The organism is Paenibacillus sp. FSL W7-1287 (assembly GCF_038004245.1).
GTDB classification, from domain to species: Bacteria; Bacillota; Bacilli; order Paenibacillales; family Paenibacillaceae; genus Pristimantibacillus; species Pristimantibacillus camelliae.
Map to the genome: position 1 here is coordinate 782579 of NZ_JBBORD010000001.1, position 14885 is coordinate 797463.

Annotated in this window: 13 protein-coding genes; 9 read left to right on the forward strand and 4 right to left on the reverse strand. The window is 41.8% G+C overall.

Annotated elements, in window-relative coordinates; genetic code table 11:
* Positions 1-186: 186 nt before the first annotated feature.
* Both NSQ99_RS03635 and NSQ99_RS03640 read left to right on the forward strand, forming a co-directional pair.
* A complete protein-coding gene (locus NSQ99_RS03635) occupies positions 187-519 on the forward strand; it encodes a PadR family transcriptional regulator (RefSeq protein WP_340838722.1) in 333 nt (110 codons plus the stop codon).
* Entirely contained in the window at positions 516-1862 is a 1347-nt protein-coding gene (locus NSQ99_RS03640; RefSeq protein WP_340835117.1) for an FtsW/RodA/SpoVE family cell cycle protein, read from the forward strand. Before NSQ99_RS03635 ends, NSQ99_RS03640 begins: the two co-directional genes overlap by 4 nt.
* Before the next feature lie 148 nt (positions 1863-2010).
* Here NSQ99_RS03640 and NSQ99_RS03645 read toward each other — a convergent pair whose 3' ends face one another.
* Both NSQ99_RS03645 and NSQ99_RS03650 read right to left on the reverse strand, forming a co-directional pair.
* Entirely contained in the window at positions 2011-2490 is a 480-nt protein-coding gene (locus NSQ99_RS03645; RefSeq protein ID WP_340838723.1) for a DUF4188 domain-containing protein, read from the reverse strand.
* Positions 2491-2495: 5 nt separating this feature from the next.
* Complete coding sequence (locus NSQ99_RS03650; protein ID WP_251666909.1) at positions 2496-3056, reverse strand: PadR family transcriptional regulator; 561 nt, start codon at positions 3054-3056, stop codon at positions 2496-2498.
* 189 nt (positions 3057-3245) lie between these two features.
* Here NSQ99_RS03650 and NSQ99_RS03655 point away from each other — a divergent pair, with 189 nt between their 5' ends.
* The 4 genes from NSQ99_RS03655 to NSQ99_RS03670 all read left to right on the forward strand — a co-directional run bounded on the left by NSQ99_RS03655 (position 3246) and on the right by NSQ99_RS03670 (position 8878).
* Positions 3246-3530 carry an alpha/beta-type small acid-soluble spore protein gene (locus NSQ99_RS03655; protein ID WP_251666907.1) on the forward strand — a complete coding sequence of 95 codons (285 nt, stop codon included), beginning with the start codon at positions 3246-3248 and terminating at the stop codon, positions 3528-3530.
* A 196-nt stretch (positions 3531-3726) separates the two neighbouring features.
* Complete coding sequence (locus tag NSQ99_RS03660) at positions 3727-6021, forward strand: copper amine oxidase N-terminal domain-containing protein (protein ID WP_340835121.1); 2295 nt, start codon at positions 3727-3729, stop codon at positions 6019-6021.
* A gap of 160 nt (positions 6022-6181) precedes the next feature.
* Positions 6182-7534: a transposase gene (locus NSQ99_RS03665; protein WP_340835123.1), complete on the forward strand. Its 1353-nt coding sequence runs from the start codon at positions 6182-6184 to the stop codon at positions 7532-7534.
* A 228-nt stretch (positions 7535-7762) separates the two neighbouring features.
* Positions 7763-8878, forward strand: a complete 1116-nt coding sequence (locus tag NSQ99_RS03670) for an ATP-binding protein (protein ID WP_340835125.1) — start codon at positions 7763-7765, stop codon at positions 8876-8878.
* Between the two features lie 3 nt (positions 8879-8881).
* Here NSQ99_RS03670 and NSQ99_RS03675 read toward each other — a convergent pair whose 3' ends face one another.
* Positions 8882-9781: a LysR family transcriptional regulator gene (locus NSQ99_RS03675; protein WP_340835127.1), complete on the reverse strand. Its 900-nt coding sequence runs from the start codon at positions 9779-9781 to the stop codon at positions 8882-8884.
* A gap of 129 nt (positions 9782-9910) precedes the next feature.
* Between NSQ99_RS03675 and NSQ99_RS03680 the strand changes: the two genes are divergently transcribed.
* Positions 9911-11101: a coenzyme F420-0:L-glutamate ligase gene (locus NSQ99_RS03680; RefSeq protein WP_340835129.1), complete on the forward strand. Its 1191-nt coding sequence runs from the start codon at positions 9911-9913 to the stop codon at positions 11099-11101.
* Positions 11102-11373: 272 nt separating this feature from the next.
* On the opposite strand, the gene NSQ99_RS03685 is transcribed toward NSQ99_RS03680, so the two are convergent.
* The gene (locus tag NSQ99_RS03685; RefSeq protein ID WP_340835131.1) at positions 11374-12240 is read right to left on the reverse strand and encodes an aldose epimerase family protein; all 867 of its coding nucleotides are present in this window, start codon (positions 12238-12240) and stop codon (positions 11374-11376) included.
* 168 nt (positions 12241-12408) lie between these two features.
* Between NSQ99_RS03685 and NSQ99_RS03690 the strand changes: the two genes are divergently transcribed.
* Both NSQ99_RS03690 and NSQ99_RS03695 read left to right on the forward strand, forming a co-directional pair.
* Entirely contained in the window at positions 12409-13383 is a 975-nt protein-coding gene (locus tag NSQ99_RS03690) for a LacI family DNA-binding transcriptional regulator (RefSeq protein WP_251666896.1), read from the forward strand.
* Positions 13384-13513: 130 nt separating this feature from the next.
* A complete protein-coding gene (locus tag NSQ99_RS03695) occupies positions 13514-14839 on the forward strand; it encodes an ABC transporter substrate-binding protein (RefSeq protein ID WP_340835134.1) in 1326 nt (441 codons plus the stop codon).
* Positions 14840-14885: the final 46 nt, after the last annotated feature.

A 14885-nucleotide genomic window follows, 5' to 3' on the forward strand; every position in this document is an offset into this window, starting at 1 on the left:
GAGATGCCGCATTAGTATATTCGACGTCGAATCTTGAAAGCCGAATATTTGAAACTTTATTGGAATATGAAAGGATTCCAGAAAAAGAAGGTACCAGACATTGAGTTATATACAAATTTTGTATATACTAATACATAGATTACCGATGTATCGTAATTATAGGTATAGAAGGGAAATGAACGAGTGATGAAAATTAATAAGGAGCTTATGAAGGGCAGCACAGTCATTCTCATCCTCTCTATGCTAGATCGAGCGGATATGTATGGCTATGAGATGACGAAAGAAATTGAAAGAAGCTCGGCCAATGTGTTCACTTTAAAGGAAGGCACATTGTACCCCATCCTTCATACGCTTGAGCTAGAAGCGATGGTGGAGGCATATTGGAGAGAAGAAGGAGGACGCAAGCGAAAGTACTATCGAATAACGGAAAGCGGCAAGCAGCAGCTGCAGGAGAAGCGTGAGGAATGGACGCTCTTTCGCAACACGGTCGATCGATTGATTGGGGAGGGCTCTGTATGAATGAGAAAAAGTTAGCCACCCATCCATTGGTCGCCGCATACTTAGAGGAAGTTTGTAGCCATGTAAAGGCTAAAGACGTACATAATGACATTGCAAGTGAGCTGCTAGGGCATCTGCTAGAGCGTGTCGAAGATCTGATGGAGCTGGAGCAGCTGGGTGAAGAAGAAGCGATCGCTTCAGCCGTTAGAGGTATGGGAGATGCACGTGAAGTAGGGATTGGGCTCAACGCTGCGCACAAGCCGAAGACGGAGTGGAGTGTAGTTGTGATCTTTGCCGTTATGTTCTTGTTAGCTGTCGTTGCACTGTTTGCCATGCCAGCAGGATACATAAATTTCACGACTAAGCTTGTTATCGTCTTGGCAGGCTTGCTGTTCATGGTTGCCGCTTACTTTGGCAATTATCAAAAGCTTGCAAGATGGTCATGGTGGCTATACGCAATAACGATTGCAGTTATGTACTATTCACTGTTATTCGGCACACAAATAAATGGCTTGAAGCAATGGATTTCAATAGGACCAATTAACGTTAATCTTGGTGAAGTGTCTCCTTATCTGCTCATTGTTGCTATTGCTGGAATTCTCTATATCGATCGCACCAAGTCTCGATCAACTCAACTCATGTCCTCCGTCAAAATTATGGCACAGCTGGTCGCTTTTATTCTGTTGCCGATGCTCGCATATATGTTGACGCCTACGATGATTAATTTGGCTGTTTACACGTTCGGAATTTTTGTACTGTTGATTGTATACGGCAGATGGCGCTTTATACTAGCTGCAGCAGGTACTTTAATTACAGGTATGGTTCTGCTGCTGTCTTTTAATGGCGGCCAATTACATTATATTAAATTCCGCTTAACCGCTATGTTCAGTAATGATCCTCATGCTAATTATCAAGCGTTACGATCTGTTGAGGCTATTCAAGCGGGAGGACTATGGGGACAAGGCATCGGTGTGCCTAACCCTAAACTACCGTTTATCTATAGTGAGATGATGTATGCTTATCTTGTTTACAGCTTAGGCTGGATATTTGGAACAATAGTTGTGTTAGCCGTTATTGCTTTTGTTTGGCGCACGATTCGAATGGGGCTAAAAACGAAGGATATGTATGGAAGATCCTTAATTGTAGGTGTCTGCAGCATATTCGGCATACGATTGCTATGGAATTTACTGATGTGTCTTGGTATTGTACCTATTTTTGGCATTGGTCTTCCGATTCTGCAATTAAGCTCAGTCACCATTTTGGAATTTGGCTTAATTGGCTTTATGCTTGGCGTCTACCGAAGAAAGGATATGATTAGTCAGCAGCAAGACCAAGGCTTCCAATCTTCGTTGACTAAGTCATGATCGAGCCAAAAGAAACTCCTCTTTTTGGGTGATTGCACGATCTTCCCGTAGAGAGGAGTTTTTTGTTAAAGTACGGATGCGTTTAGCACAGTTCATAAACAACGAAGCAAAGCAATGCTAATTGGAAAGATGTGTAATCTGCTAGTCATTACCCCTTGTTCAAACGTTTGCTTGCTGTATGGCTTTCCTTCGTAACAGGGACTGCGGAAAGTGCCTTTCCAAGGCCGTAGGGTGGCATGTTGACGTAGATCGATTCATAGCTGCCAGCCTTTAACTGATAGGTTTCATGGTAGACAGCAACCGCCTGGCTGCTGCTTCCTACCCTCTGATTAAACTTTTTCCATGCTTCCATATGCTTATTCGCTTTGGAATAAGCAAGCAGCTCCTCTGTCGAATTCCAGTATTGCACCATTATCGTCGTTCGAAGACCAAAATAGCTTTCCATGGACATAAAGCCAAGCTTTGCTTTGTGCGTGTACAGCTCCTGAACCATCCCTGGCATCGCCAGAAATACAGGCAGCCACTTGTGCAGCGCCCACCACTTGTTAATGCGCATACCGATTAAAAACACGACAATATCCTGGTCATTGTTAACCGTGTAACGCCCCTTTAATATTGAAGCCGACATCATGATTAGCCCCCTTCCATTTGATTGAATTGAAGCAAGGCATGCTCACACCATTCAATCGCAGCAATGGTGGTCCGCTTGCCATAATCCAGCGTAAGCAGCCAGTACTGTACATCCTGTTCCTCATCTGTTGCATGAGCTGTAATCGATTGCTCAATGCCTACATACGTGGCATAACGATCCTCAAGCTTATTCTTATAATCCTGCAGCGTGCGTATCGTATGCTGCTTGGATTGATGACTGCCGAAAAAAAGCTTAAGCAGCACCTCATTGCGTTCAACAGAGATTTGCTTAATTGGCTGCTCTAACCATTCTCGTAATACCTCTTTGCCTTTGTCCGTAAGCTCATATTCATTCCGGTCAGGCTTGCCTGGCTGCGAGGAGCTTTGTATCGTTGCTAATCCTTCCTCTGTTATCAGCTTAAGAGTAGGGTAGATCTGACCGTAGCTAATTTTCCAGAAATGAGTCAAGCTCTGGTCAATCAGCTGCTTAATGGCATAGCCAGATCGACAGGATGTCGTTAATATTCCAAGGATCGCGTAAGTCGTATCATTATAGTTTTTCATAGTATCACCTATCTGTTTGATATATATCATTTAGATACATAATAGCACGAGATAGAAAATAATGGAATAGTGATTTTATTGAATTTACTCATTTTTTTCTCATTGTATTCTCGTTGTATCCTCGTTGTATGAATAGCGATGGCGGAGGGTATGTTAGGGACAATCATAGCGTGAAGGAGGTGTAATCACATGGGAAGAAGACGCAGATCCTATGCTGTGCCTAATGTTCAACAAGCAATGCAGCAATTTAAAGCTGATGTGATGCGTAATGAAGGCTATACGGTTGATCCTGCTCGTCCAGATGATGTGAAGTTTGAAGTAGCTAAAGAGCTAGGTGTTCCTCTGCAGCCGTACGACAACGGACATCTTACGACGGAGGATGTCGGTCATATCGGTGGAAAAATTGGCGGGTCGATGGTCAAGGAGATGATTCGACTAGCCCAGGAAAGACTGGCAGATGAACAGCAGAAGTGATGCTATGTCAACTAATGCGCATTAATACGAGGCATGCTAAGAGCACCTATACGTGCACTTAGCATGCCTTTTATTACCATCCAATATATGGAAATTATTCAGCAACTTTTTCCCCATTTTTCCTGTAGTTGATCTATAATAAGTCTGTTATAGCTACATAACTTCAAAGTGTAAACAACAGGAGGAATGGTTAAACATGGCTTGGAAGAAAATTGTTTCATTGGTCATAGGCTGTACAATACTTATGACTATATTGTCTCCGGTTACGGCTGCATCGGAGTACGAAAGCATTGATAGCATCACGCTAAAGCAATCTCCTTATTCGATTGGAGATGGGTGGAGTGTAGATGGCTCCTTTAGCTCGAACGCACCTTATTCCATGGCTATTGGTAAGTCTCAGTATGTAGCGGTTGGTCCTTACGGATCGATTATGACATCGAAGAATGGACGTAACTGGAAGGCTACAAGTAAATTTAATAACTATCAGTTAACGACGATTGCCTATGATGGCAGCAGCTATTATATGTTTGGTTCGAATACTGAATATGAGAAAAACGCTGCCTGGTCTTCATCGGAATTGTTTGTTTCAAAGGATGCACTAACCTGGGAAAAGGCTGATTTTAATCCTGGTGAGTCCATTCACTATTTACTGTGGACTGGCAAGCAGTTCATTGCTGTAGGTCAGAAGCATGTCTATACGTCAAGTGATGGACAGAAATGGACAGAGCGATTGACGCTTACAGACAACTACGGTAATCATTATCTTCATTACGAGAATTCAACCTACTTTATTTATGGCTTTGAACACAATAAAGTATACACATCTAAGGATGGCGTAAAGTGGACAACAAAATCGTTGGATACGAAGGCGAGTATTCAAGATTTTGTCTGGGCAAAGGATCGCTATATTGGAGTAGGGAACGGCTTGTTTACATCTAAGGACGGCATCTCTTGGACGAAGCAAAGTCAATCGCCTAGCGAGGCTAATCTTAATTACCTTTATTATGATGGCAAGCAATTTATAGCGTTTGGACTAATTTACAACAATGGAGGAGTAGGAAAGCAAGTATCTTATACCTCTAAAGACGCTGTTAACTGGAAGAAGCATGACTTGTCTAATTTGCAGACGCAAGTCTATCTCATCTATCCAGTTGATGGCGGATACGCAGGTTTAGCTTCTAATAAAACCATTGATCGTCCAGATGGTACCTATTCTATATTCTCTAAGGATGGCATAAGCTGGACGTATGGCCTTGTCGGAACGTCGATTTTTGGCGACTTTAGCGGTATTGCAACAAACGGTAAGCGCACGGTTGCTGTAGGGGCACATGGCAGCATCATTTATACAGATGATGGATCTAACTGGAAAAGTGCTACGCCGCTTCCTTACGGTAAGATCGGCAGAACGCTATTGTTTGACGTTGCCTGGGGTGCGAACAAATTTGTTGCGACTGGGAATGGTGGCATCTATACCTCCACCAACGGTGTAAATTGGAAAAGGGAAAATGTGCTGGATGAGTACGGACAGCTGCGCGACATCCTATGGACAGGGAAGTTTTTCATTGCCGCAAGTCAAGTGGATGGGGTGTACTATTCGAAGGATGGCGTGAAGTGGTCTAAGGTTAAAAGTGTAAGCACCTACGATCATTGGCTAAATTCAATGGTTTGGGATGGCAAGCGTATTGTCGCAACGTTCTCTATGTACAATAACGGTGATCAATATACGCGTGTAATGCAGACAACCAATGGTACGACTTGGACAACCCTTGCAACCATTGATGTTATGAATATGCATATCGCATGGAATGGTGAGAAGTATGTTGCGGTAGATTGGTATAATGCTGCTAGGCTGTACACTTCAACTGATGCGAAAAAATGGACACGCGCAAAGGTTAATTTGGACGATGAGAATGATCGATTTGAATTTATAACATCATTCGATGGTTATTTCTTCGCCTTTAATGATTCATTAAAGATTATTGATGGCGATTATACCGATTATAACGCCTATTACACATCTAAGGACGGTGTGAAGTGGAGAGAGGTAGCGGTCAATGATCCGTACAGTGCGAATACCTACGGCAATATGATGATGATGGACGGCATTAAAGCTTACAGCAAATATATATTCGTTGGTGCAACTGGTAAGATCATGTATGCAAAAGAGCTGCAGTTTGAGGATCCGATAGCTATTACTATACTTGGCTCAACCCTTAATATGACAGCAGATGATGGCAAGCCGTATATCGAAAAAGGAACGACCTATGTACCGCTTAAAGTGATCGGAAAAGCACTAGGCTACAGTATCGCATGGGATCAAAAAACGAAAAGTGTCACCTTCGCCAAGGACGGCAAGAAGACGATTTTCAAAAATGCAATAACTAAAAATGGAAGATCGTATGTGCCATTGCGTGAAATATCGGAAAGCTTAGGCTATAAGGTCAATTATGAGCGAAAAAATCAAGAAACAAATATTCATATAAATAAATAATATGCTTTATAAAAATACACATATAATTTTATATGAATCAATTTCATAAATCTAAAGCCCCGATATGACTAGCTTTCTAAGGCATGAAAAAAGGAGAACCTCCCCAAATCTCGAAATTGTTAAGTACCACCAAAACAATGAGATGAAAGGATGAACCCCTATGCCATATATTCGACACGAAAGTCTGTTTTCCTTGCAAGACTTGTTTTCTATGGAGCAAAAATTTCGTTTTGAAGCCATATTTAGTGCAATAGATATTCAACCTTTACTGTCCGTGGTCAGTAAAAAATCAAGGCTTGGTGCTCCCGTTGAAGTTCACTACTCGGCGATGATTTACTCGTTAATCGCTAGACTCATTTCACGCATCCCGACAATTAAAGATTTAATCAAAAGGCTCCGTGAGGATCTTTTGTTTCGTCTGGATTGTGGCTTTATGCTGTCAGATTCCATTCCTTCTGAAGCATCCTACTCTCGGCTTATTCAGAAAATTAGTCAGAGCAACGCACTAGAGCAGATGCAACAACAAGTCATTACTCATGCACTGCAAGAAGGATTTATTCTCGACGATACGATTGCCATCGATGCTACACATGTAGTCGCTCGTGATCAAGCACCTAAGAAGCAAGCGAAAGAAAAGCCTGAACCTAAAAAACGTGGACGTAAGTCGAAAGAAGAACATAAGATTTGGCTCGCACAAAAACAAGCTGAAGAAGCAACAAAAACGATTTACCAACGAGAAATAGCTGATCAATTGACAACATCCTACGAACAGCTAAGCCAACAGATGCCACTAGACCCACAGTGGGGCATCAAGAAAAATAGTGAACAAAACAACGTCTTTTGGTATGGCTACAAGGCACATTTGGCGGTTGCCACAAGTAGTCAATATATTCTAGGTGCGTTGCTATCTTCAGGTAATTTAAATGATGGAAAAGCTGCTATTCCTTTATTAAAGGGGCTTGCCCTTCATCATCCGTGCTTTAAGTATCGCTATGCAACAATGGATGCTGGGTATGACCATGAACCAATTTATGAGCAAGTAAGAAAAGCAGAAGCTCATGCGATTATCGCCTACAACCGTCGACGAGAACCCGAATATATCGGATTCGATGAGCATTTTGCTCCAACCTGTGTAAGAGAACAATCCTATCGTTATGATAGCTACGATGCGAAATACGAGACGCTAAAGTATATCCGTCCGAAAGCATGTGAAGAATGTCCGCTTAAAAAAGATAGTTTGTGTCAAAAGGTGTACAAAATTAAAATAACATCCAGTCTTCGCAAGTATACGGCACCTGCACGAGGAACGGTATCTTGGGATCATATAGCTAAACGCCGAACCGCTGTTGAACGTGTGAATGCCTATTTGAAGGGGTATTTTCAACTGAATCATATTCGTCATCGTTCAGGTCAAAAAGCAAAAGCACATTTGACGCTGGTTTCTTTAGTATACAATGCAACGAAATTAGCAGTAGACCGCATCAATAAAAGATTAAAACATCAAGCAGCTTAAGCTTCAAAAAACAGGAATTAATAAATTCTGTTAGTCTGACTTTGTTTAGATAAGTGCATTATGAAATTGATTCATATGTGTATTTTTAATTATTTTGTTTATTTATGGTAGACAATTATATTATTATATGTGAAAATTTCTGAGAGCTAATTAATAAATGAATTTTATTGGAGTAAGTGAAAGGATAGATAAATTTTAAAGTCAAAGATTTATAGGAGAGATTTACACATGAACGATGTCTTGTTAACACCAGATATGTTACCGTTCCCATACTTTATGGTCGATCGAGAGCTTAACATTTTGTTACAAACCGATTGTGTAAAGCATAAATTCCCGATAGCACATAACTTCTTAGAGCTTGTTGATGCTAGTAGCAGGGAGAAGATCATTGATGATTTTACAAAGCTTGATTCCATACACAAGCTAGAGCTCCATCTTCATACGAGAAAGAAGAAAGCAGCGTTATTCGAAATTTATATTCATTGTCAATCATCCAATCAAATTCATCTATTCTGTATTGATAAAGAGAGTCAAATGGAAAGCTTTCAAACACAAGTATCAGGCTTAGAATGCAATTTTATTAATGTAACGCATTCCTTATTGGAAGAAAAAATTATGCTGGAGCAATCCATTGAGCAGCTACAGCAATCGGTTATTGAGCATGAAAATTTAGCGACGGTAGGTAAGCTAGCTGCAAGCATTGCTCATGAAATTCGTAACCCTCTGACCAGTGTGCGAGGATTTGTTCAGCTGCTGCGTCCACATTTGCTAGAGATAGGCAAAGAGCATTATGCAGATGTTGCAATATCAGAGTTGGATCGAGCGAATGATATTATCTATGAGTTTCTTAATACGTCCAAGCCTTCTGCGCCAACATTAGAGCAGGTTAGCATTGTGTCTGTCGTTGAGGAGGTTATGCTGCTTTGCCAAAGTGAATCACTGCTTAATAATTGTTATTTTGAGTATAGGCGTCCAGACAACGATATATGGTTATGCATAGATCCAAAGCAAATTAAACAAGTGCTGCTTAACTTGATCCATAATGCTATGGATGCTGTGAAAGAGAGTGTAAACCGTAATCATGGAGTCATCATGATTGATATTCGTCATCTGCATTCTAGAGTCGAGATTGTAATAGCCGATAATGGCAGCGGAATTAATCAGGAGAATATGAAAAAAATATTCGCTCCCTTCTATACGACGAAGAAAAAGGGAACTGGGGTTGGACTCGCTGTATGCCAGCGTATTATCGAGGATCATAACGGAAAAATTGATGTACATAGTCAATTAGGCAGAGGAACATCCTTTACAATCACTCTGCCTTGTTTAACTAGCATAAATTGAAGATTACAACGCTTCATATAATGTAGGATCAACGATTTGAATAAATTGCTTTGCAGCATGTGATAGCGGAACTTGGTTCGAGTAGCAGATCCCGATGCTACGCTCTGGGATAGGCTCCTCAAGCTTCAGCTCATGCAGCAGTCCGCTATCAATATAATGCTGTGAAAACTGCTTCGTTACACATGCGACGCCAAGATTAATCTTAGCAAAATCAAGCAGTAAATCATGTGATCCAAGCTCGAAAACCGGCGAGAGTGTAATGTCCTTCTCTTTAAAATAACGGTCAATATAAACGCGAGAGTTCGCTCTTTTTTCTAGACAGATCAGAGGCAGCTCCACGAGCTGCTCCAATGTAATAGGTGAGGAAGAGAGCTCACGATACTTCTCGCCACCGACGAAAATATCATGCACGTCCTTACACGGAAAGGCTTGAATACTATGGTCAACGATGGGCAGATTGCATACACCAAGATCTGCCTTGCCTTCCTTGATAAATTCACAAATCTCTGTCGTTGTGCCGTTTAAGATTTTAAGCTTAATACCGGGAAATTGGTTGTAGAATTGTTCGAGAAACGGCAGTAAGTAATACCGTGAGATCGTATCTCCAACACCGATATGAAGCTCACCGATCAACATGTTCTTAAATTCCAACATTTTTTCTTCACCGATGTTAAGAATATTTAGTGCGGCTCGGACATGCTCATAGAGCAGTTTGCCTTCCGTCGTTAGCGTCACACCTTTTGATGTACGATTGAACAGTACAAGGTCTAATTCCTTCTCCAGCTTTTGAATGGATTGACTAACGGCGGACTGTGTCATAAATAATTCCTGTGCAGCCTTTGATATGCTGGATTGCTTGCTTACCTCGTCAAAGACGCGATAAAGATCCAAGCTCTTTCTCATATTAATCACCCTAATACTATATATTATAGATATTAATTTTACTTATGTTTTACTTAATTGTATAGTTATTTAGTAGTTATCATACATTCGATCATCATTCGTTTATGTTCGATTAAAGGAGAGTTTATATTGCAAAGAGTAGTTGGTACAGTAGTAAGAGGACTTCGAGGTCCAATTATTAATCAAGGAGACGATATTGAACAAATCGTGGTTGATACTGTATTAAACGCAGCTAGTGCAGAAGGCTTCTCGATCGAAGACCGTGATATCGTTACCATTACCGAATCAATTGTTGCACGTGCACAAGGAAACTATGCGTCCATCGACCATATTGCAGAAGATGTACGCGCGAAATTCGGCAGCGATACCGTGGGTGTCATTTTCCCGATCTTAAGTCGTAATCGTTTTGCAAATTGCTTAAGAGGCATAGCAAAAGGGGCGCAAAGAGTTGTATTGATGTTAAGCTTCCCTGCTGATGAAGTAGGTAATCATCTTGTTAGCTTAGATGAGCTGGACGAGAAAGGCATCAACCCTTGGACAGATGTGTTAACAGAGGCTGAATTTAGAGCGAACTTTGGAAATAAAAAACATACATTTACAGGTGTAGATTACATCGACTATTATAAATCGATTATTGAAGGTGAAGGAGCTGCGTGCGAGGTTATCTTCTCGAATCAGCCTAAAACGATCCTCGATTATACGAAGAGCGTGTTAACCTGTGATATTCACTCGCGACATCGTACGAAACGTATCTTGCTTGCTGGTGGAGCAGAAAAGGTTTATGGCTTGGATGATATATTAGCTCAGTCCATTAACGGCAGCGGCTATAACGAGGCATATGGCTTGCTTGGCTCTAACAAAGCAACCGAGGATACGGTTAAGCTATTCCCTAACAACTGTCAGCCACTTGTTGACGGCATTCAGGCGAAGCTGAAAGAGCAAACAGGCAAAACGGTAGAAGTGATGGTTTACGGCGACGGTGCGTTCAAGGACCCCGTAGGACAAATCTGGGAGCTCGCTGATCCAGTCGTGTCACCGGCCTATACAGCAGGCTTAGCAGGCACGCCGAACGAGATTAAGCTGAAGTATTTGGCCGACAACAACTTCTCTCACCTACGTGGTGAAGAATTGAAGCAGGCGATTGCCAGCTATATCGAAAATAAAAACGAGAACCTCGTTGGTGCGATGGAAGCACAAGGCACAACGCCTCGCCGCTTAACAGACCTAATCGGTTCACTATCCGACTTAACATCAGGCAGCGGTGACAAAGGCACGCCAATGGTTTACATCCAAGGCTACTTCGACAACTATACAAAATAAGTAGGAACATACAAAAAAACGAGCCCACAGGCTCGTTTTTTTGATTGCTATGTAACTGTGACCGACAAAGCCCCAGCAAAAAATATAGTGTTGTGGAAAAGCGAAGCGGTTGCCTCACAGCTTTCTGAAAGAAAGCTACATCGGAGGCGTACGCTTTGTTCCCCGGATTTCTACCTTAGTGTTCCTTCTAGAAATCTGGGAACAACAGCAATTGTAACAACACTATTTTTGTAGCGTTGTCAGAACGCCATAATGGGTATTAAATTTACGTTTTACAAGAGCTGAGGGCGAATAAGTACTGCAGAGTGGTCAGACTTGCCAGGAGCAAGCTGCTGAATGCCCTTACCTATATTCATTCCGTTAACAGGCGCCATCCAAGGCTCTATGCATATGAAGGGCTTGTCCTGTAGCGCCCATAGCACGATATATTGATATACTTCATCATATTCAATTGTAACTTGCAATGATCTTGCTCGGTCGATCATCGTGCAGCTGTTTGCTTGCAGCTGATCATAGATGACATTAGATTCCTGCTGCTGCATATTAAACTGACTTTGTGCCATGCTGTTAGGCAGCATCTCATTATAGCTTGACGATGGAATCGTTAGCTCAAGCGTTGCCTTATCCTCTACATAAAAGTAAGGATGATAGCCGAGGTAATAGGGCATTATTTTATGATCATTATTCGTAATGCCAGCTTCAATCTTAAGTCCATCCGCTTTAAGCGTATAGGTCATCATAAGACGGAAGCTGAATGGATAGCGCTCGCGTGTTGCTTCATCATCAACGAGCTCCAATGAAATAGACGCTTCCTGCTCATTGGCGTGCACACTAATCACTTGACCGGCTAACTGTCGTGCAAAGCCATGCTGCTTTAGCTGATACGCTTTACCTTCATAGGTATACGTTTCATTCTCTAAATAGCTGCTAATAGGAAACAGAATCGGATTTCCTCCACGAATGTTTTTGCTTGGATCATCTAGTGTCGCTTGATCTAAGTACAGCACATCCTGACCACGATATACATATCTGCTAACAATACATCCTCTTTCTGGCACAACCTCAATATAGCTGCCACTTTCCTTGTGCTCCAGCACATAGGTTTCAAAACGTTCCTGCTTCATCGAATAGGAATACATAGGACACAATCTCCTTTATCATTAGCTGCGGTATCACTTATTAAGATGTCAGCTCTAGCATCTATATCATTATAGTAACGAAATGAATCTAAGTAGGCAATTGATCTGTTTTAGTTCCTTCGTTGTTATGCTATAATCTTAAATTAAAACGGGAAAGGAGGAAAAATGGTGACAACGATAAAGGATGTTGCTGAAAAAGCTGGTGTAACCGTAACAACCGTGTCCAGAGTGCTAAACAATCGAGGGTATATTAGCGAACGTACACGTGAAAAGGTGCGCCTTGTTATGGAGGAGCTTCAGTACCAGCCGAATGAAATTGCCCGTTCACTTACTCGTAAGCGCTCTATGGTGCTTGGAATGATCATACCTACAATTGCGCATCCCTTCTTTAGTGAGATGGCCAATGCTATTGAAAACTATGCTTCCGGTTTTGGCTATAAGCTGCTTATTTGTAATTCAAGAATGGAGCAATCGAAGGAAAAGGAATATATTGATATGCTTAAAAGCAATCGAGTGGATGGCGTGATTATGGGGAGCCATACACTGGATGTTCAAGAATATATTAATCTTCAGCGTCCGATCGTGACCTTTGACAGAAGAATCGCAGATATTCCTTACATCTCCTCAGACAATTATCAGGGCGGTCAACTGGCGGCTCAGCTGTTTATTTCCAAGGGCTGTAAAAAAGTCGCAATTATTAGCGGTGATCTTAGTCTCGACTTGCTTAGTAATCTAAGAACGCAGGGATTTATTGAAACCTTGAAGCAGCATCAGATTGAGCCTATTGTTTTTCAGTTAGGATCAGATAGCTTTGATCGCTCTACTTATGATGTACTCATAACCGAGCTAATCGAACAGCACCAAGGTCTTGATGGCATATTCGCATCTAGTGATATTGTCGCAATGACGGTTATTAAAGCCGCAGCGGCTAGAGGAATCAGTATCCCACAGCAGCTGAAGCTAATTGGTTATGATGACATCTCGTTCGCTGAATTGGCCAACCCTGCCATTACTACGATAAGGCAGCCCATTGAGGCGATGAGCAAGCTAGCAGTTGACCTTCTGGATAAATTAGCTCAAGGTGAGCAGGTAGAGCTTGAGAACACGCTGCCCGTTACGCTAGTTGAACGAGATACAACATAGTAAAAAGCCGTGAATAAATATATCGGCTTTTTTTAAGAAAATATATGTCAACCGATTGACATGTCAAGCGGTTGACATATATAATAACGCTAAGAAAGTAATCTATGTAATAACAGGGGGTTATTAAAAGATGAAAAAACTGTCTTCATTGATGTTGGTACTAATTTTAGCTCTTGTTGTAAGCGCATGCGGGGGAAACAATGCCAATAACGCTAGCAACGCGAACGAAGGAACGAATGCTTCAACTAATACTGGCTCAGATTCTGATGCTAAGGAAGTTAAAATCACGATATTGAATTCCAAGTCAGAAATCCACACACAAATGACAAATGCAGCTGAGACCTTTTCGAAAGCGCATCCAAACATAAAGGTAGAAGTAATCTCCACAAATCAGGATCAATCACCTGTAGAGAAGGCTTCCGCGTTATATGCTTCAGGCACGCCTGCAACGCTAGCGATGCTTGATGCGGGTGATATCGAGAAGTTTGCAGATAAGGCGTTAGACTTATCTGGTGAGAAATGGGTAGCTGAGCTTGCGCAGCCGAATGAAATTAACGGTAAGACGTTAGCATTCCCATTTGCAGTTGAAGGCTACGGCTTAATTTACAACAAAGAAGTGCTTGATGAAGTGGCAGGCGGAGCTTTTGATCCAGCTACGATCAATACAACGTCGGCGTTAGAAGAGCTTTTGCAGAAGATCGAAGCAGCTGGCAAGACTCCACTTTATATTGGCAGCATGGACTGGTCGCTAGGTAATCACTTCCTTGCGATTGCGTATGCGGCACAGCCAGATACTGATGTGAAGGGCTTCCTAGAGCAACTAAAAGGCGGCTCAGCTGATCTTGTAAACAATGCAACATACCAAGGCTTGCTTGATACATTTGATGTTCTGAAGAAGTACAATGGGGGCAAAAATGACCCTATGGCTGTCAACTATGAGCAAAGTACTGCAGCTGTTGCAACAGGCTCAGCAGCAATTACGTTCAATGGAAACTGGTTAATCACTGAGTTGCTGAAGTCTAATCCAGAAGGAGAGTATGGCTTTATTCCAGTACCGGTTAGCAATGATCCTGCGACGAAAGCTAACTCTGCTGTAGCGATTGGTGCAACGAAGCAAATGTTTATCGATAATGAAAAAAGCACAGAAGAGCAACAAGCTGCTGCTAAGCAATTCTTGAACTGGCTTGTTTACGAGGATGCAGGTCAACAATTCCTTGTTAATGAAGCAAACGTAATTCCTGCATTCAAAAACATTACATTGGAGCTTAACGGCTCTCTTGCTGTAGCAATTAATGAGTATAACCTAGCTGGTAACTCGATTGAGTTTGCAGGTAACTTTGTACCAGGTGATCACTGGAAGGTGCTTGGTGCATCCATGCAAAAATACTTGGCTGATGTGACAGATCGCAATGGTCTTGCTGCTGAGATCGAGGATTACTGGAAGAGCGTACAGTAAGTAACCAACATGAAGAGGGAAAGTCGATGGACGGTCTTCGTTCCTC